Origin of the sequence: Seohaeicola nanhaiensis (assembly GCF_042654245.1) — a bacterium.
Taxonomy (GTDB): Bacteria; Pseudomonadota; Alphaproteobacteria; order Rhodobacterales; family Rhodobacteraceae; genus Seohaeicola_A; species Seohaeicola_A nanhaiensis.
This window is the reverse complement of record NZ_JBHSGI010000009.1, coordinates 240,592-259,435: the sequence shown is the minus strand read 5'-3', so window position 1 is coordinate 259,435 and position 18,844 is coordinate 240,592. Positions and strand designations below refer to the sequence as shown.

The following is an 18,844-nucleotide window of genomic DNA, read 5'->3' as shown; positions in this document are numbered from 1 at the left end:
CCGCATCAATAGAAGCACCGCGACACGCTAACCGGAGATGCGCACATGGGCTTCAAGATGGGGATCGTCGGCATGCCCAACGTCGGCAAGTCGACCCTGTTCAACGCGCTGACGCGCACCGCGGCCGCCCAGGCCGCCAACTTTCCCTTCTGCACCATCGAGCCCAACGTGGGCGAGGTCGCCGTGCCGGATGCGCGTCTCGACAAGCTGGCGGAAATCGCCGGCTCGAAACAGATCATCCCGACGCGCATGACCTTCGTCGACATCGCCGGCCTCGTGAAGGGCGCCAGCAAGGGCGAAGGCCTCGGCAACCAGTTCCTCGCCAACATCCGCGAATGCGACGCCATCGCCCATGTGCTGCGCTGCTTCGAGGATGGCGACATCACCCATGTCGAAGGCCGGGTGGATCCCGTCGCCGATGCCGAGACGATCGAGACCGAGCTGATGCTCGCCGATCTCGAAAGCATCGAGAAGCGCCGCGCCAACCTCGTGCGCAAGCTCAAGGGCAACGACAAGGAAGCGGCGCAGCAGGACCGCTTGCTCGCCGCCGCGCAGGCCGCGCTGGAAAACGGCAAACCCGCCCGCACCGTCAAGGTCGACGCCGAGGACGCCCGCGCCTGGAAACTGCTGCAACTCCTGACCACCAAGCCCGTCCTCTACGTCTGCAACGTGGCCGAGGCGGACGCGGCCGATGGCAACGCATTCTCGCAGAAGGTGGCCGAGATGGCCGCCGCCGAAGGCAACTCGCACGTCGTGATCTCGGCCCGGATCGAGGAAGAGATCAGCCAGCTCGATGACGACGAGGCGCAGATGTTCCTCGAAGAGATGGGCCTGACCGAAGCCGGGCTCGACCGGCTGATCCGCGCCGGCTACGCGCTGCTGCATCTCGAGACCTATTTCACCGTCGGGCCGAAAGAGGCCCGCGCCTGGACGATCCGTCAGGGCACCTCGGCCCCGCAGGCGGCAGGCGTCATTCACGGCGATTTCGAAAAGGGCTTCATCCGCGCCGAAACCATCGCCTACGACGATTTCGTGTCCCTGGGCGGTGAACAGCCAGCCAAGGAAGCCGGAAAGATGCGCTCCGAGGGCAAGTCCTATATCGTCAAGGACGGCGACGTGATGCACTTCCTGTTCAACACCTGAAACACCGGTGCCGCCGCACGGGGGAACACCCCCTTTGCGGCTGCGCCCCGATGCGCTAGGCCCTTGCCGGACACCCCTCCGCAGGAGCCGCCGATGACCCGCCCCGCCTTTCCCCCGCTGACCGACGACTCCTGGCCCGAGGCCGCGCGCGGCCTGCGCGACGGTTTCGCGGGCAAGCTCAACGTCTATCGCGTGATGGCGCATCACCCCGCGCTGCTGAACGCCTGGGCGCCGCTGCGTGCGCATGTCGTGGTCGACAACGTGCTCGGCAAGCAGTTCAGCGAGGTGGTGATCCTGCGCACCGGCGTGCACCTCGGGTCGAGCTACGAATGGAACCACCACGTTTCGCGCGGCCGGGCCTGCGGGATGTCCGACGCGCGCATCGCCTCGATCAAGGGCGCGCCGGACGAGATGGAACCGGACGACGCCACGCTTGCCCGCGCGGTGGACGAACTCTTCACCGACAAGCGCCTGACACCCGAAACCCAGACGGCGCTGGTCGCGCTGGTCGGCCGCGAAGGCGTCTTCGACGTGATCGCGACGGTCGGTTTCTACTCGACGCTCGGCTACATCCTGAACAGCTGCGACACCCCTCTCGACGCAAATGTCGCCGCCGAACTCGAGGCGCAGCCGCTGGCAGCGACGTGACGTCGCGTCGGGTTGCCCAGCCCCGGATTTCCGGGCATTCAGACCGGGACAGGCCGCGCGCGGCCACCAAGGGGAGAGCATCGACATGATCATCGACGGACAGGCCGCCATCGTCACCGGCGGCGCATCGGGGCTGGGCGGGGCTACCGCCGAACTGCTGGTCAAAGCCGGCGCCAAGGTCACCATCTTCGACATGAACGCCGACTTGGGCGAGGCCAAGGCCTCCGAGATCGGCGGCAAGTTCCAGAAGGTGAACGTCACCGACGAAAGCGCGGTCGAGGAAGCCATCGCCGCCGCCGAAGGGATGCACGGCAAGGCCCGCATCCTGGTCAACTGCGCCGGCATCGGCCCCCCGGCAAAGGTGATCGGCCGCGACGGCTCGGCCCTGCCGCTCAAGGAATTCTACACCGTCATCAATGTGAACCTGCTCGGCTCGTTCAACGTGCTGTCGAAATTCGCCGCCGCCCTGCACAAGGAAGAACCGGTCGGCGAAGAGCGCGGCGTGATCATCAACACCGCCTCGGTCGCGGCCTATGACGGGCAGATCGGCCAGGCGGCCTATGCGGCCTCCAAGGGTGGCGTCGTGGGCATGACCCTGCCGATCGCCCGCGAATTCGCGCGCTGGGGCATCCGCGTGATGACCATCGCACCGGGCCTCTTCCTGACCCCGCTGCTCGCCTCGCTGCCGAAAGAGGCACAGGATTCGCTGGGCGCGCAGGTGCCCTTCCCTAGCCGCCTGGGCGACCCGTCGGAATATGCCAGGATGGTCGCCGCCATCATCGACAACCCGATGCTGAACGGCGAGGTCATCCGGCTTGACGGCGCGATCCGGATGGCGCCCAAGTAAGGCACATCATTCGGGAGGACGAGCCATGGACTTCTTCGCCGCGGGATCGCGCCCTTCGCTGAAGGCAAACGCGGAGTATTTCACCGGAACCGTCTGGCAGGACGTCATCGTCGAGGCTCCCGCACCCGCCCGCGTCAGGGCGCTGCGCGTCGCCTTCGAACCCGGCGCGCGCACGGCCTGGCACACCCATCCGCTGGGCCAGACCCTGCATGTCCTCTCCGGCACTGGCCTCTTCGGCCTGCGCGGCGCCGCGCCCAGGGTCATCCGCGCCGGGGATTCGATCTGGATCCCGCCGGGCGAAGAGCACTGGCACGGCGCCGGCCCGACCACGGGCATGGTGCACCTCGCCATCCAGGAGGCGGCAGACGGTAAATCCGCCGACTGGCTGGAGCATGTCAGCGACGCCGACTACGAGCGCGCGCCGGAATAAGGCCATCGCCCGGCGAATGCGGCGCGCGCAGAATCGCGCGTGCCGCGCGATGCCTCCGGCGGAGGTATTTTTGAACCAGAGAAGCGGGGGGCGCTGCGCTGCCCCTCAGGGGGAGTCGGGGCGGCGCAGCTCGCTCCACCTCTTCGCCTTGCGGCCGCGGTATTTAACCGTCAGGTCCAGCGGCACGTCATTCTCGTCATAGACCCCCAGCACCACGCCGCGCCGGCGGCTCTTGGTCCGCATGGCGATCAGCTGCGCCTCGCTGCGCGTGGTGCGCTGCGACACCCGGCGGGTCCAGGCGAACAGGTGATCGTACATCATGTCGATGGCGGCCAGATGCTCGGAAGCTTCGGAGGTGCCCAGATCCACAAGTTCCTGCGGATCGCTCTCCAGATCGAACAGGATCGGACGGTGCCCGCCTTCGCAATGGATCAGCTTCCACTTGCGGCTGGCGATCATGAACATCACCCCATCGCGCGGTCCCGCCTTCAGCATGTCGGCCACGGGCGAGGCGGAATAGTCGTATTCGCAGATCACATAATCCCGCCCGTTGTCATCAGTCGTTCCGTGCAGGATCGGCAGCAGCGAACGCCCTTCCAGGATATGCGTCGCCACCTCGCCCCCCGCCACCTCGACAAAGGTGGGGGCGAGGTCGATGCTCTCCACCAGCGCCTCCGACACGGTGCCGCGCGTCGCGTCCGCCTCGGGCGAGGGATCGTAGACGATCAGGGGGACCCGGATCGCCGTATCGTGGAAAAAGGTCTTTTCCCCCATCCAGTGATCGCCGAGGAAATCGCCGTGATCCGAGGTCAGCACGATCATCGTGTCCTCCATCCGGCCCGTCCGCTCCAGCCAGGCGAACAGCTCTCCCATCTGGTCATCGCATTGCTTGATCAGGCCCATATAGGCCGGGATCACCGCCTCGCGCACATGCGCCTTGGAAAACGTCCTGCCGATCATCGTATCCATGAAGGCGCGCAGCACCGGATGCGCGTTTGCCTTCTCGGCCTCCGAGCGGACGACGGGCAGCACATGTTCTGGGCCATACATGTCATTGTAGGGCGCCGGCACGATATAGGGCCAGTGCGGCTTGATATAGGACAGATGACAGCACCACGGCCCATCGGCCTGTTCGATGAACTGCATCCCGCGCCGCGTCATATAGGGCGTCTCGCTGTCGAATTCGCCGATATTCGCAGGCTGCGGCGCGTTCTTCAGGAACCAGCCCGACAGCACGTTGCCGTCCGCGTCCAGCGCCGAATTGGCGAAGTCGTGCCAGGGGTTGTCGCTCTCGTAGCCCTTTTCGCGCAGGTATTGGTTATACGCCTTCGCGCCGTCCGGGTCATAGGCGCCGTCCGGCCCCTCGGGCAGCATCCCGTCATCGCGCTCAAAGACGTCGAACCCGCATTCGGCCACCCGGGCCCCGATCAGGCTGTCCGGTTCCAGTCCCAGCCGGGCCATGCCCTCTTCGTCCGCGCGCATATGCGTCTTGCCGACCAGCCAGCAGGCCATCCCCGACTTGCGCAGGTGATCGCCCATCGTCATCTCGCCCACCTTCAGCGGGATGCCGTTCCAGCTGGCCCCGTGCGAATGCACATAGCGGCCGGTATAGGTCGACATCCGCGACGAGCCGCAGATCGGCGACTGGATATAGGCGCGGTTGAACCGGACGCCCTTGGCAGCCAGCCGGTCGATATGCGGCGTCTGCAGATGCGGATGGCCGTAGCAGCTGAGATAATCCCACCTCAGCTGGTCGAACATGATGAAGAGGATGTTCTTCGCCCGGGCCATCCCGCCCCCCCTATTGCAGGACCGAGCCTGGAATCGGCACGATCCGCGTCACCTTGATCGCCTCGCGGTCGATCAGCCGGGCGACCTTGGGCTGGATTTCGGTCTTCCAGACGTCCGAACCGTAATAGGCCGCGTAGAGTCGCTCGCGCTCGGCCTCCGATTCGAACCGGCGCAGCCAGACGTACGTGCTGTCGTCGCCCTCGCCGCGAAAGCTGCCGGCGATCACCATGCCGACCGCCATCTGACCGGGAATGATGGTCCCCTGCATCAGGTCGAGCCATTCCTCCATGCAGCCGGGTCGGATGACGTATTGCCGAAGTTCGTAGAATGCCATCGCTCAGCCTTTTGCCTTGATTGCCTGGATGCTCTTTTCGCGCCGGTTCAGCCACCAGCCGTATTGCTCGGGCCAGTCGTCGAAGGCGTTGACGCCCATGTCATAGGCCTGATGACGCGGCCAGAACGGATCGAACAGCGCCTGCCGCCCGATGGCGACAAGATCGGCCTGCCCGGCCTGCAACGCCGCCTCGGCCTGCGGCCCGTCCAGGATCAGCCCGACCCCCTGGGTGGCGATATCGGCGCCCTTGCGGATAGCCTCGGCATAGGGCAGCTGGAACCCCGGCGGAAGGGGCACCCCGGCGCTGACCTTGCTGGCGCCCATGTTGCCCCCCGACGAACAGTCGATCACATCGACGCCCAGCGCCTTGAGGTCCTTGGCCAGCTCGATCGAATCCTCGATCTCCCAGCCGCCCTCGGCCCCGTCCACCGAGCTGATCCGCACGAACAGCGGCTTGCCCTCCGGCCAGGCGGCGCGCACCGCTTCGGTGACCTCCAGCAAGGCCCGGCTGCGGCCCCGGCGGTCGCCGCCATAGGCATCGGTGCGCTTGTTCGACAGCGGCGACAGGAAGCTTTGCAGCAGATAGCCATGCCCCGAATGCAATTCGATGAATTCGCAGCCCAGCGCATCGGCTCGCCGCGCGGCGGCAGCAAAATCATCGACCAGCTGCGCAATTTCGCCCGGAGTCATCTCCTGCGGCATCAGCCAGCCATCGGCCACCGGCACCGCGCTCGGCGCCTTGACCTGCCAGGCGATGTCACCCAGCGCGTTGTCCGCCGCGCCGATCGGCCCGTTGCCGCGCCAGGGGCGCTGCATCGACGCCTTGCGCCCGGCATGGGCCAGCTGGATTCCCGCCAGCGCGCCATTCGCCCGCACGAAATCGATGGCCGGGCGCAGCGCCTCGGCATGGGCGTCCGACCAGAGGCCGATATCGCCATGCGTGATGCGGCCATCGGCCTGAACCGCGGCGGCTTCGGTCATCACGGCGGCAAAACCGCCCTTCGCAAATGCGCCGAGGTGGACGAGATGCCAGTCGTTGGCGAATCCCTCGACCGCCGAATACTGGCACATCGGCGAAACGGTGATGCGGTTGGCAAAGGTCACGTCCCGCAAGTGCAGCGGGGTAAACAGCAGGGGTCTGGTCATTCGGGTCTCCTCTTGTCCCGGACGCTGACCTGTCCCGTCGGTATTGGCAATACCCCCGGTTGCCTCTTGCCCGCCGCTCGGACAAGGTGGCAGCGCATCGGGGAGGGTTGCACATGGGGGTACGCCTGTTCTCGGACCGCAAGCGTCCGGTCCACATGGGGCCTTTCCCGACCGAGCGGCTGGCCCGCCTGCCCTCCGTCCCGCTGTCCGGGGTGCCTCCCTTTGCACCGGTGGCCTTCCGCCGGCCCGAAGCGCCCGAAAACATCGTCAACGCGATGGGCGAATATCAGGCCATGCTGGACGCGATCCGCGACGGGCTGGTGAACCGCGCGCGCGCCGAGATCCCGGCCGATCCGATGGAACGCGCCAACCACCTCAAGGCCTTCGGTTATTTCAACGATGCCGCGATGGTCGGCATCTGTGCCTTGCCACCCGACGCCCTCCTGTCACACCCTGTCGTCAATCCCGATATCGACCGTCTGGCGCAGGATCTGCGGACCCGCCAGACCAAGACCCTCGCCTCGGGCATCGACGTCATCATGGCCGATCTCAAGGACAGCATGGAGGCGCCGCCCTCCACCATTTCCGGCCATACCCACGCACTGGTTTTCCTCTACGAAAACCCGCGCGCGCCGCGTCCGGGCGAGGCGGGCTGCGACTGGCTTCACGACGCGCTCAGACAGCGTGGCTGCCTGCGGGCGGCGGAAACGGCGGTGATCCTGGCGAACTACATCCGCCTCCTCGGCTTCGACGCCAAGGCGCATACCGGCGCGGCTTCGGACGTCTGCCTCAACCGGCTGGCCGTCGCCTCCGGTCTGGCCTGGGTCGAGGCCGACACGGTGCACGCGCCCTGGCTCGGCCCGAACGTCGGCCTCGCGGCCGTGACCTGCGCCATGGACCTTGCCACAGACCACCCGCTCGACCCCATCCAGCCACGCAGCGCACTGCACGGTCTTGGCTGGACGCTGGGCACCACCTCCCGCCGCTCGGCCCTGAACCGCGACCCCTTCGACCGGCGCGACTTTGTCGAAGGCCCCCACCCGTTCGAAACGCTGAAACGCGTGGACAGCCCGACGACCTACATCGACGAACCCCGCGTCGCCCGCGTGCCCAAACGCGCCGACATGTTCGCCCGTGCCCAGTTCGGCGACATGGGAAAGGCGCTGCAAGAGGGCGCCAACGGCGGTCACTACGCCCGCAAGGCCGCACCCAGCTTTGCCCAGCGCCGCGCGCTCGGCGCCTTCGTCCTGCTGCAGGACGGCGCGCCCGGCGACGGCCCCCGCCCCACAGACGCCGCAAGAAACGCCGCGAACATCAAGGCCGCCAGCTATTTCCTCGGCATCAACGCGGTGGGCCTGTCGCACTGCCCCGACTGGGCCTGGTATTCCCACGACGCCATCGGCGACCCCATCGACCCGCCGCACGATCAGGCCATCAGCATGATCGTCGACCAGGGCTTCGAGACGATGGAGGGCGCCTCGGGCGACGACTGGATCTCTGTCGCCCAGTCGATGCGCGCCTACCTGCGCTTCTCCCTGCTCGGCGGCGTCATCGCCCGCCAGATCCGCAACCTCGGCTATTCCGCCAAGGCACACACGGTCATGGACGGCGATGTGCTGCAACCGCCGCTCCTCCTGCTCTCGGGGCTGGGCGAGGTCAGCCGCATCGGCGAGGTCATCCTGAACCCCTTCCTCGGCCCGCGCCTCAAATCCGGTGTCGTCACCACCGACATGCCGCTTACCCACGACAGGCCCATCGACTTCGGCCTTCAGGCCTTCTGCGAGTCCTGCAACAAATGCGCCCGCGAATGCCCTTCCGGGGCCATCACCGCCGGACCCAAGCTGATGTTCAACGGCTACGAGATCTGGAAATCCGACAGCCAGAAATGCGCAACCTACCGCATCACGACCCAGGGCGGCGCAATGTGCGGACGCTGCATGAAGACCTGCCCCTGGAACCTCGAAGGCATCTTCGCCGAAAAACCGTTCCGCTGGGCCGCCATGACCCTGCCCGCCGCCGCGCCCGCGCTGGCACGGCTGGACGACGCGGTGGGCAAGGGCGGCCTGAACCCGGTCAAGAAATGGTGGTGGGACATCGAACTGGCCGAGGACGGCGCCTACAGGCCCGCCCGCGCCCCCGTGAACCGGCGCGACCTCCAGAAGGACCTGAACCTGCGCTACGAGGACCAGACGCTCGCCGTCTACCCGGCCCCGCTGGCGCCGCATCCCTGGCCCTACCCCTTCGCGATGGACCGCGAGAAGGGGATCGAAGCCTACAGGGCGATGATCCCCGCCACGGAATATCGCGCGCGTCTCGCCGCCGGCGACGAAACCGTTGTCCACCGCTACACCCTGCCGGGCGAGGCGCCCGTGCTGAGGGTCGAGGTGGCGGCAGCCGAGAAGATGACCGGCGACGTGACCAAATACGAATTCCGCCTGCCAGACGGCGGTGACCTGCCCGCCTGGACGGCGGGCGCGCATCTCGACATCGTGGTCGCGCCCGAATTCCTGCGCCAGTATTCCATGTCGGGCGACCCCGCGGACCGCTCGAAATACCAGATCGGTGTCCTGCGCGAGGATCAGGGCCGCGGCGGCTCGAAACTCATGCACCGCATCTTCACCCCGGGCCGGCGGGTGTTCATCTCGCGGCCAATCAACCACTTCGGGCTCGAGGAGGGCGCGGCAAAGAGCTACCTCATGGGCGGCGGCATCGGCATCACCCCGATGATCGCCTTCGCCCACCGCCTGCATGCCCTCGGCCGCGACTTCGCGCTGCACTACTCGGTGCCTTCGCGCGCTGCCGCCGGTTACCTGCAAGACCTCTCCGCCGCTCCTTGGGCGGACCGCGTCCACCTGCATGTCTCCGACGAAGGCACCCGCGCCGACCTCGCCGCGATCCTCTCCGGATATCGCGACGGCTGGCACGTCAACACCTGCGGGCCCGACCGCTACATGAACGCGGTGATCCAGGCGGCAGAGGCGGCGGGCTTCCCCGATGAGGCCCGGCACCTCGAATATTTCTCGGTCCCCGAGACACCAGACTACGTGAACCACCCCTTCACGCTGACCCTCACCGACGGGCGCAGCTTCGCCATCCCCGCCGACCGCACCCCGACCGATGTGCTGGCCGAAAACGGCGTGCATGTGGACGTGAAATGTGCCGACGGCCTCTGCGGCGTCTGCCGCTGCCGTCTGGTGTCCGGCGCGGTCGAACACCGCGATTTCGTGCTCTCCGCCTCCCAGCGGAAAGACTGGATCATCCTCTGCCAAAGCCGCGCAGCCCAGCCGGGCGGCGAGGTGGTGGTCGACCTGTCGTAGGACGGGGCTTGCCCCGCCGCACCGGCCTTGGCGTCAGTTCACCACGACGAACTCGATCCGCCGATTGCGCGCCTTGTTCTCGGCGCTGTCGTTCGGCCGCAACGGCTTGCTCTCGCCATAGCCGACCACGCGCATCCGCGCATTGCCGATCCCCTTCGCCGCCAGATAGGCCCCAACCGCATCCGCACGCCGCTCGCTCAGGCGCTGGTTTGTGGCGTCGGACCCGTCCGAATCCGTATGCCCGCCAATCTCGATGTTCAGATCCGGGCACCGGTTGACGATGTCATAGAGGTTGTCCAGCAGCGGATAGGATGACGGATCCAGCCGCGCGCTGGCCGGGGCAAAGTTGATATTGCCCGTCCGCGACAGGATCTCGAACCGGCCGACACAGGCCTCGCGGTCCATCACGCCCTTGGTCTCCAGCGCGGCAGCGGCGCCCGCCGGTGCGGCGGCAAGCACCGCCTCGGTCGGCGGCGTGCCCGGCGACGCCCGGTCAAAGACAAAGTCGAAGCTGACGACGCCCACCGGCACGATCACCACATTGGCCGCTTCCTGCAGCTTCTCGCGCCCGGCCTCTAGGTTGAACTCGTCCAGCTTGATCGCGATCGGCGTGGTCGAGGCGACGGTGATCCGGTCATTGCTGATCAGCGTGACCGCCACATCGGCCCTCTTTTCCAGCGTCACGCCATGCAGCGACAGCGTATAGGTCACCGGAACGAACTTGCGCCGCACCTGATGCAGGTCGCGCAGCTGCTCGGGGTCAAGCTGAACCGAAATCGTCGCCTCGGGAAAGTTGAAGCTCTCGAAGAACAGGAACCGCATCCGCACGTTGCGCAGGTCGATATTGGTGTCGACCGAATCCATCAGCACACGGATCTGCGCCTTGCCGTCCTCGGTGATCAGGCCCGACAGCGTGGCGAACTTGCTGGTCTCGGCGACGTTTCCCTTCTTCACCGAAAGGAACCGCAACTGCGAGGCAGCGGCGTCAAGGACCCAGCCGTGTTCAAAGGGGTCGATGCTCTGCGCCCGCGCGACAGGGGCCAGACCGGTCAGCAGCGCGAGGCTGAAGAGAAGGGTACGGAGAAAATTCATGGACATGACTATCTCTTGATTCTGGGGCCGTCGAATTGGCAGCCGGTGACGGGGCGTGTATAACGCAGTATTAGGAAACTACCGCCTATGAGCAAGAAAAGCGACGTGGCGCACGAAAATGGCCAAATTTCGGTCGGATTTTTTGTATAAGGCGGGTCAAAGCCCCGGTGCCGGATGTCCGTTCCGCGCGGACGAGGGCACAAGCGAGAGCAGGGAACGCACGTGCAAGCAGTGTTGAGAACGATCCTGTGCTGGCTGGTCCTGACGACCGGTCTTGCACATGCCGAACCGCGCATCGCGCTGGTTCTGGGCAATTCGGGCTACAGCTCGGTTTCCCCGCTCGACAATCCCGCCCATGATGCCAGGCTGATCGGCGACACGCTGACCGGCCTCGGCTTCGACGTGACACTGCTGATTGACGCCAGCCAGCTCGAAATGAAACGCGGTATCTCGCAATTCGGCCGCGCCCTGCGCGAAGCCGGGCCAGATGCCACCGGCCTGTTCTACTATGCCGGCCACGGGGTGCAGTCCTTCGGCAACAACTACCTGCTGCCCGTCGACATCGCCCTGAACGACGCCGCCGATCTCGACCTCATGGCCATCGAGGCGCAGACTGTCCTGCGCCAGATGTATTCCGCCCGCAACAAGACCAACATCGTCATTCTCGACGCCTGCCGGAACAACCCTTTCAGCGAAATCCCCGCCTTCAACGACAACGGCCTGGCCGAGATGCAGGCGCCCACCGGCACCTTTCTCTCCTATGCCACCGCGCCCGGATCCGTCGCGCTCGACGGGCTCGACGGGAACAGCCCCTTCACCCAGGCGCTGGCGCGGCTGCTGCCGACCCCGGGCCTGCCGATCGAGCAGATGTTCAAGCAGGTGCGCGTCGAGGTGATCGGCGCGTCCGGAGGACAGCAGACGCCCTGGGATTCCTCGTCGCTCACCAACGATTTCACCTTCGCCCAGGCCACCCCGCAAAGCGCGGCGGATCTCGAGGCCGAACAGGTCTGGAACTCGGTCAAGGCCAGCCGCGATCCGGTGCAGATCATGCTTTTCCTGCGTGGCTACGGCGACAGCAAATATGCCGGCGAGGCGCGCGGCCTGTTGGCCTCGGTGATGGAGCGTGAACTGGCCGGCGACCAGAAGGCCCAGCCCAAGGCACAGCCTGCCGGACCGTCGCCCGAGGAACAGAAGATGTTCGAGACTGCCCAGGCCGCCCCCAGCGAAGCGGCGTGGGACGCCTACCTGCAGGCCTACCCCACCGGCACCTTTGCCGAATTCGCCCAGCAGGAACTGGCCGCCCTGCGCGCCCAGACCGGCGGCGACCCGGTCGGCCCCGGTGCCGGTGCAATGGACAAACCCCTGCCCGAGGCGCCCAAGGAAGAGATCGCCACCCCCGGCATCGTCACCTTCGAAACCCCGCTCGTCTCGGAACAGCCCGAGGTCAACGGCAAGTCCATCGCCGAACTGATCACCGGCTCGCCGATCTTCCCCCCGATCGAAGGGCTGCCGGAGTCCTACTGGAAGGGCCAGCACTGTTCCAACTGCCACGAATGGACCCGCGAACGCATCTGCACCCAGGCCAACACCTATCTCAGCCTGAACATGCAGCGCTCGCTGACCAAGGCCCACCCCTTCGGCGGCGCGCTCAAGCGCAACCTCAAGGCCTGGGCCGCGGGCGGCTGCCTCTGATCACCGCTCGGCGGTCGTCACAAAGAAATAGACCCATTCGCCCTTGAAATCGGCGTGCTCCGCGCGCTTTTCGGCCACCCGTTCCTTGAGATAGGCGAGGTAAGGCGCCGCCGGTTCCATCAGCGGCCGCAGGCCTTCGTACAATGGCTCGGAGGCGGCAAAGGCCACCGCGATCTCCTGCCCGTAGGGCGGCCCGATGACGATCTTCAGCCCCCTGTCGTCGTCGCTCCTGGTGCCGACCCGCAGCGCCTCATCGCGGGTGGCCAGGTTCAGCGGCACCTGCTCATTCGGCGCAAGGTGGATCACATTGCCCCCGGCATCGAAGAAATCGACATAGACATAGGCGTCATATTCCGGCGCGGTCAGGTCGAACCAAAGCCGCTGATCCTTGACGAAATCCAACACCCGCGCCTGTGACGCCTCTCCGATCAGCAGCGGATTGGTCGACTGGTCGTTGGACTGCGGCAGACCCACGTCGCCGATCCCCGACAGCGCGCCACACTGCGGACGAGGCAGGATCAGGATATTGTCCGAAACCCGGATATCCTCGCCCATCTGCGCCTGCAGCGCGGCCAGCACCGGCGCGCGCAGGTCGTTCTCCGGGATGTGTCCATTGATCTGCAAGGTCGCGGTATCCGGATCGAACGCAACCTGAAGCCGCGAACAGGGCACCTGCGCCAGCAGCGCCGAAACCCCGTCGCGCAGCGGATCCCCCTCGGCACTCACGTCGCCCGGTTTCATGAAGCTCTGGAACGCGGCAAGCGAAACGGGATCGACCTCGCCATCCCCCGTCGGAAAGGCAAGCGTCGCCTTTACCGGCTCGCCCAGCGGCGCGGCGGCTTCGGTCGGCGTGGCATTCGCCGCGGCCTCCGCGACCAGCTGGCCGGTGGCAGGCGTATCCGGCAACGCGGCGGCATCGGGCGCGACCGTCGCAACCGGCGCCGCCTCGGGCGCATCCGGCGCCAGGGCCACCGGCGTGGCCTGCGCCGCCGCAATCGGCGCGGCAGGCTGAACGGCCGCGGCGACCCGCAGGGCCGTCTCTGCCGCCGCGGGCAAAACCTTTGCCGGGGCAGCTTCCGCACGCAGCACCGCCGGTATCACCTGCGCGGCAACCGCAGGCCGCGCCTCGGCCACCGCAGTTTGCACCGGCAGGGCCGAAACCGGGGCCGACACCGCAACCGTCGGCGCAGCCTGCGCCGTGGCAGCCGCATCCGCCTGCGGCCGCGCCGCCTCCAGCTGCGGCACCGTTACGGCCTCCGCCGTCAGCCGGTCCGCCTCGGGCCGCCCGGGCGCGACAGGCTCCGCCCGCGCTTCCGTCACCCGCGCCCGGGAATGGGGGATCGCGCCCTGCGCCAGACTCGCCCCCTCGGCCTGTGCTTCCGCTGCGGCCTCCGCATCCGGCCGGGCCTCCTGCGCCACAGTGCGGTCCAGCTGATAGGCCTGCACGTCCAGCTTGCTGGGCGGCAGCGGCTGTTCCTCCACCGGGTCCGGCTTCACCGCCAGCGCCAGCGCGCCATAGCCCCCCACATGCACCAGCGCCGAAATCGCCAGGCCCGCCGCCCAGCGCGCCGCGCTCATGGCGATCCGGCCGGCGTCACCACCAGCACCACATCGCGGATCCCCATCGCCTCGGCCGCGCCGACCAGCGGCAGGACATGGCGCAACTCGGCGTTGCGGTGGGCGTTCACCCTCAGCCGCAGCGCCGGATCGCCAGTCAGCCGCGCCTCCAACTCCGCATCCAGATCGCTCCGGCTGATCGCCCGGCCATCCAGCGCCAGAGCGCCATCCGCCGCCACCGACAGCGTCGCGCCGCCCGCCGGCATGTCCGACCCGCTCGCCGCCACGGGCGGCACCACGTCGAACGGCGCGGTGGCGTCCATCCGGCCGATCAGCATGAAGAAGATCAGCAGGAAAAACACCACGTCGATCAGCGCGACGATGGTTTCCCCATGTTGCGGCGGCGCGCGGCGGGTAAGCTTCATGGCCGCGCCTCCAGCCGCACCACGCGCAGCCGCACCGCCCCGGCACGGGCCGCGGCATCCATGACCGACACCAGCGCCTGCGTGGTCGCCGCGCCCGAGGGCAGCACAAGCACCTGCAACAGCGGATCATCGGCCAGTCTGCGCGCCAGCAGATCGCTCAGCCCCGCCAACGGCGCCGCCGCGCCCTGCACCACCGGGATCCCGTCAGACCCCAGACGGATCATCAGCGTCCCGCCACTCGCTCCCGACGCGGCGGCGGCGGGGGCCTCATCCTGCTGCCGCACCGCCGGAATCATGTCGAGGTTCAGATAGGTCGACGTGACCATGAAAAAGACCAGCATGATCAGCATCACGTCGATCATCGGCACCAGCGAGATCAGCTGGGCGGGCCGTGCCGGTCGTCTGAGACCCGTGCCGGCCATGGCTCCCTCTCAGATATTCGGGTTCTGGTCGGCCAGCATCAGCTCGCCCACCGCGCTTTCGATATTCTGCGCCGCCGTCTCGATCCGCGCGGCGAACAGCCCCGCCGCCACCGCCGCCGGGATCGCCACCAGCAGCCCCGCCGCCGTGGTCAGCAGCGCCTGCCAGATCCCGCCCGCAAGGGTCGAGGCATTGGCCGCGCCCTCGGCCAGGGCCAGTTCCTGGAACGACTGGATCATCCCCAGCACCGTCCCCAGCAGGCCCAGCAGCGGCGAGATCATCGCGATGATCTCCAGCAGCCGGACCAGCCGGTTCATCTGCGCCAGTTCCTCGTTGCCCCGCCGCGTCAGTTCCGCCTCCAGCGGCGCGCCCTTGAACCCGCCGGCCAGCGCCCGCATCGCATAGGCCGTCACCCGGTCAGCGGGCGACCTGCCGCCCTCCAGCGCCTTCTGCGCGCCGTGCCGATCGCCGCCTTTCCACTGCTCCAGCGCCGCCGCGCGCAGCGCCCTGCCGCCGCCAACGTGCCAAAGCTGGATGATCTTGACCACGATCACCGTCAGCGAGATCAGCGACAGCACGACCAGCACCGCGATGATCGGGCCGCCGCTGACCAGCATGTCAAGCGTGCCGGTCATCGCTTACTTGACCAGCGCGGCAGAGGTTTTGCTGTTCAGTGTCAGGATCGGAAAGCAATCCATCTCCTCGGCGTTCTGCGGCCGGCACGAGGTCAGCTCGTGCAGCAGGATCTCCGAGATGTTTGTGCAGCTGATTTCGGGAATCTCGAACAGCTTGAGCGTCGTCCGCGCGACCGGCAGCGGGGCGGCGTCGATCGACAGCAGCCGGTCGATCACGCCCTTCCCGTCCAGAATCGCCAGGCTCATCTCGAAGCCGTCGAATCCCGTCTTGGTCTCGTTCCGGAACAGGAAGAAGGCGCGGCAGCCGCCGCCCTCGATCTCTTCGAACTTGTTCAGCTCGACGGTCAGCCCTCCCTCCTCCGCCCGGGCAGCAGGTGCAAGGCTCAGACCCGCCGCAAGACAGCCGGCCAGTAACGTCAGATGGCGCATATCGTCCTCCGTTGCGGCACGGCCCCTACGAGGCCAGCGCCTCGCTGACCTTGCCCAGCGAATCCAGCGCGGAGCCGCGGATATTGGTGTTCACAAAGCCGTTCTGATCGACGTCCATGAAGAAGGGCGAGTCCAGCACACCCTGATAGCTCAGGATGATCTTGCGCGCCTGAGACTTCAGCGTCTCGCGCGCCTCGCCATCGGGCGCTTCCACAAGCTTCTCCAGCGTGTCTTCCAGATCGGTGTCGATCTCCCTCAGATAGTCGAACAGCTTGCCCGACTGCGACGCGACATCTTCCAGTCCCTCGATCTCGGCCGCTGCCTGATCGATGGCCGATTTCAGCCCGGCAATCTGCTGCTCCAGCGCCTTGCGCGTGTTGATCCAGGCCAGCCGCGACTGGACGAAAGGTACGACATTGTCGGGGATCGACTCCCGGGCCTCCTGCGCGGCGGCGCTGGTGGTGGCGGCTGCGGCCTCCTTCAGCAGTTGGGCCACCTTGCCGGCCGCCGCCAGCGCCCGGTCATACGCCCCATCGGCGGCCAGCTCGCGGGCATAGGCGAAGGCCCGGTTGATCCCGTCCAGATCGCCCTTCTTCTCCTGCATGGCCTTGTCGACCAGCGGGGCCAGCTTGCCCTCGGCGGCCAGCCACTTGGCGGCCTCCGGCGGCATCGCGTCGCTCGCCGCCTTCTCCTGGCTCGACGTGCCGCCGGTCTTGGCCACGGCTGCCTCGATCTTGCCCAGCATCACATCCGCGCCACTCAGGTCGCCCGACTTGATCAGCTGCGCAGCATTGCCCAGCGCGGCAATCAACTTGTCCCGCGCCGGTCCCTGGATCGCCGAAATCGGCTGCTTCAGCGCATTGGCCCGGGCAATCAGCGCCTTGGCGTCGATCGCATTCTCATCGGTAGATCCCGCGGCAGGCTGCTCCTGCGCCGGCGGCGGCGCATTGCCCAGCTTCGCCACCGCGCTTTCCAGCGCCGTCACCGTCTGATCGGCCTTGGCAAGATCGCCCGCCTTGATCAGCTGCACGGCCATTCCCATGACCTTCTTCAGCTTGTCGCCAGCATCGCCCTGCGCCGCCATGACGGCGGGCTGGACGGCCTTCAGGCGCTGGGCAAGCTGGCCGGCATCGGGGCCATCCTCGCCCTGCGCCTCTTCCTGCTCGTCTTCGCCCTGCTGCGGTGCCTCGGCTTGCTGTTCGTCTTCAGCCTGCTCCTCCTCCTGCTCGGCGATGTCGTCCGGATCCTCCTCGGCGCCGAAGGCGTCGAATTCCGGATCGTCGGGCAGATCCTCGATATCGCTCTCGATCTGCTGGCCGCTTTCGTCGAAGATCACGACGTTCAGCATCACCTTGTTCGTGCGCAGGAAGCGCTTGCACTGCTTGGCCAGCTGACCGAAGTGCCGCCCGCAGGTCAGCTCGGCAACCTTGCCGTTGATCTTGACCGTGCCAAAGGCAAATTTGCTGCCGTCGCCCTGGGCCTTGGCTTCCTTGCCCAACAGCGTCGGGCTGCGTTTCTTGTGCAGCAGCATGACACAGTCTTCCGGCTTCTTGCCCGGAACAAATCCGAACGACAGCGGAGCCTTCTTCGCCTTGCTCATCAGTTTCTTGAACGGAGCACCCTTCAGGGCTTCGGTCGCCATGTCACACACCTCCTGAAAACGCTCAGAAATCCAATTGCTCCAATTGACTTTGAGAAAACGATAAGGCTGACTTGGGGTCAAGCTATAGTTGCGCTGCATAGTTGAAGTTGATCGCTGCACCAACCGCCGGGGGGCTGATCGGTAGGTGTTGAAACTGGACTCGAAACAATCGAGTCTGTCGAAGGGAGGCCGGATGGACCCGGAAGTCCTGCTGGAACCAATCACCGAGGATTCTCCCAGCGGCGAGAACCTCGAATACGATCCTGTTTTCGTCGAGATGGAGCAGGCCGCCCAGCCCGGCGAAGAAACCCAGTTCGATGATCCAGACGACGGGGGAAAAGAGCCCGACTACGGCGAGGTCGCCGTGAAGGCGCTCGAGATCATGGGGCAAAGCCATGATCTGCGCGCGGCCATCTACATGGCCGATGCCGCGCTGAACACCGAAGGACTGTCCGGCTTTGCCAACGCCACCCAGGTCATCCGCGGATATCTCGAGAAATACTGGGAAACCTGTTTTCCCGAACTCGACGCCGATGACGACAACGACCCCACGATGCGGATCAATGCGGTGCAGGGGCTCTGCGGCCAGCCGGGCGGCATGGCCGGCCCCTCCGCCATCTACCGTTCTCTGCGTCGGGTGTCCCTGACCGACAGCCGCAGCTTCGGCGGCTTCTCCCTGCGCGACATCGAAATCGCCGAGGGCCATACACCCGCGCCGGAAGGAATGGATAACCCGCCCGACCCGACGCAGATCAGCGCGGCGTTCCGCGACACCGACCCCGAAACCCTGTCCACCATGCTCGATGACGCCCGGCGCGCGATGGACAACGTCCGCGCCGTCTCTGCCGTCTTCGACGACCAGACGCCGGGTCAGGGACCGGATCTCGATCCGACGATCCGCCTCTTGTCGACCATCACCAAGACCCTGTCGAAATACGCCGGCGGCAGCACCGCCGACTCGGCGGTATCTGACGTTTCGGACGAGCCCGAGGCCGATGGGGGCGCCGCGCCGATGGCGGCGGCGGCAGGCGGTGCGGTGGGTGCGATCCGATCGCCAGCCGATGTGGGCAACGCGCTGGACCGCATCATCGAATATTACCGCCGGTACGAGCCTTCCAGCCCGATCCCGCTCTTGCTGATGCGCGCCAAGCGTCTCGTCAGCGCGGACTTCATGACCATCATGCGGGACATGGCTCCGGACGGCATCGACAACGTAAATGTCATCCGCGGTCTCGGCGACGAATAATTTCCGGCCTGTGATATTGTTCACAGACCAGTGCAGACTCACCACGATAT

Annotated in this window: 17 protein-coding genes; 7 read left to right on the top strand and 10 right to left on the bottom strand. The window is 66.7% G+C overall.

The genetic code is table 11. From position 1 onward, the window contains the following. Positions 1–45 precede the first annotated feature (45 nt). The 4 genes from ychF (at position 46) to ACFO5X_RS11525 (ending at position 3,068) form a co-directional block, all read left to right on the top strand. Positions 46–1,143 (top strand): redox-regulated ATPase YchF, encoded by a 1,098-nt coding sequence (ychF, locus tag ACFO5X_RS11540; protein ID WP_380717599.1) that lies wholly within the window; start codon positions 46–48, stop codon positions 1,141–1,143. A 93-nt stretch (positions 1,144–1,236) separates the two neighbouring features. Next, a complete protein-coding gene (locus ACFO5X_RS11535) occupies positions 1,237–1,791 on the top strand; it encodes a carboxymuconolactone decarboxylase family protein (RefSeq protein WP_380717598.1) in 555 nt (184 codons plus the stop codon). A gap of 85 nt (positions 1,792–1,876) precedes the next feature. Beyond that, positions 1,877–2,638, top strand: a complete 762-nt coding sequence (locus tag ACFO5X_RS11530; RefSeq protein WP_380717597.1) for an SDR family NAD(P)-dependent oxidoreductase — start codon at positions 1,877–1,879, stop codon at positions 2,636–2,638. Positions 2,639–2,663: 25 nt separating this feature from the next. Further along, entirely contained in the window at positions 2,664–3,068 is a 405-nt protein-coding gene (locus ACFO5X_RS11525) for a (R)-mandelonitrile lyase (RefSeq protein WP_380717596.1), read from the top strand. Between the two features lie 105 nt (positions 3,069–3,173). On the opposite strand, the gene ACFO5X_RS11520 is transcribed toward ACFO5X_RS11525, so the two are convergent. Genes ACFO5X_RS11520 through ACFO5X_RS11510 form a run of 3 tightly spaced genes read right to left on the bottom strand, consistent with a single transcriptional unit; the run spans position 3,174 to position 6,339 of the window. Beyond that, positions 3,174–4,859, bottom strand: coding sequence for a sulfatase-like hydrolase/transferase (locus ACFO5X_RS11520; protein ID WP_380717595.1), 1,686 nt, complete (start codon positions 4,857–4,859; stop codon positions 3,174–3,176). Between the two features lie 10 nt (positions 4,860–4,869). Continuing rightward, entirely contained in the window at positions 4,870–5,193 is a 324-nt protein-coding gene (locus tag ACFO5X_RS11515; RefSeq protein WP_380717594.1) for an NIPSNAP family protein, read from the bottom strand. Positions 5,194–5,196: 3 nt separating this feature from the next. After that, the gene (locus tag ACFO5X_RS11510; protein WP_380717593.1) at positions 5,197–6,339 is read right to left on the bottom strand and encodes an NADH:flavin oxidoreductase/NADH oxidase; all 1,143 of its coding nucleotides are present in this window, start codon (positions 6,337–6,339) and stop codon (positions 5,197–5,199) included. A gap of 113 nt (positions 6,340–6,452) precedes the next feature. Between ACFO5X_RS11510 and ACFO5X_RS11505 the strand changes: the two genes are divergently transcribed. Beyond that, the gene (locus ACFO5X_RS11505; RefSeq protein WP_380717592.1) at positions 6,453–9,656 is read left to right on the top strand and encodes a 2Fe-2S iron-sulfur cluster-binding protein; all 3,204 of its coding nucleotides are present in this window, start codon (positions 6,453–6,455) and stop codon (positions 9,654–9,656) included. Between the two features lie 33 nt (positions 9,657–9,689). Here ACFO5X_RS11505 and ACFO5X_RS11500 read toward each other — a convergent pair whose 3' ends face one another. Next, complete coding sequence (locus tag ACFO5X_RS11500) at positions 9,690–10,754, bottom strand: OmpA family protein (protein WP_380717591.1); 1,065 nt, start codon at positions 10,752–10,754, stop codon at positions 9,690–9,692. 216 nt (positions 10,755–10,970) lie between these two features. Between ACFO5X_RS11500 and ACFO5X_RS11495 the strand changes: the two genes are divergently transcribed. Beyond that, on the top strand, positions 10,971–12,440 hold the full coding sequence (locus tag ACFO5X_RS11495; RefSeq protein ID WP_380717590.1) for a caspase family protein: 1,470 nt from the start codon (positions 10,971–10,973) through the stop codon (positions 12,438–12,440). Here the strand turns inward: ACFO5X_RS11495 and ACFO5X_RS11490 are convergent, their stop codons facing one another. The 6 genes from ACFO5X_RS11490 to ACFO5X_RS11465 are packed head-to-tail and all read right to left on the bottom strand — an operon-like array spanning position 12,441 to position 17,548. Continuing rightward, positions 12,441–14,018, bottom strand: coding sequence for a hypothetical protein (locus tag ACFO5X_RS11490; RefSeq protein ID WP_380717589.1), 1,578 nt, complete (start codon positions 14,016–14,018; stop codon positions 12,441–12,443). After that, positions 14,015–14,422 (bottom strand): ExbD/TolR family protein, encoded by a 408-nt coding sequence (locus ACFO5X_RS11485; protein WP_380717588.1) that lies wholly within the window; start codon positions 14,420–14,422, stop codon positions 14,015–14,017. The genes ACFO5X_RS11490 and ACFO5X_RS11485 overlap by 4 nt, the downstream gene beginning before the upstream one ends. Next, positions 14,419–14,844, bottom strand: a complete 426-nt coding sequence (locus tag ACFO5X_RS11480; RefSeq protein WP_380717587.1) for an ExbD/TolR family protein — start codon at positions 14,842–14,844, stop codon at positions 14,419–14,421. The genes ACFO5X_RS11485 and ACFO5X_RS11480 overlap by 4 nt, the downstream gene beginning before the upstream one ends. A gap of 9 nt (positions 14,845–14,853) precedes the next feature. After that, the gene (locus tag ACFO5X_RS11475; RefSeq protein ID WP_380717586.1) at positions 14,854–15,477 is read right to left on the bottom strand and encodes a MotA/TolQ/ExbB proton channel family protein; all 624 of its coding nucleotides are present in this window, start codon (positions 15,475–15,477) and stop codon (positions 14,854–14,856) included. Between the two features lie 3 nt (positions 15,478–15,480). After that, complete coding sequence (locus tag ACFO5X_RS11470) at positions 15,481–15,906, bottom strand: hypothetical protein (protein WP_380717585.1); 426 nt, start codon at positions 15,904–15,906, stop codon at positions 15,481–15,483. Positions 15,907–15,931: 25 nt separating this feature from the next. Further along, positions 15,932–17,548, bottom strand: a complete 1,617-nt coding sequence (locus ACFO5X_RS11465; RefSeq protein ID WP_380717584.1) for a hypothetical protein — start codon at positions 17,546–17,548, stop codon at positions 15,932–15,934. Positions 17,549–17,741: 193 nt separating this feature from the next. Between ACFO5X_RS11465 and tssA the strand changes: the two genes are divergently transcribed. After that, positions 17,742–18,794, top strand: coding sequence for a type VI secretion system protein TssA (tssA, locus tag ACFO5X_RS11460; protein WP_380717583.1), 1,053 nt, complete (start codon positions 17,742–17,744; stop codon positions 18,792–18,794). Positions 18,795–18,844 lie beyond the last annotated feature (50 nt).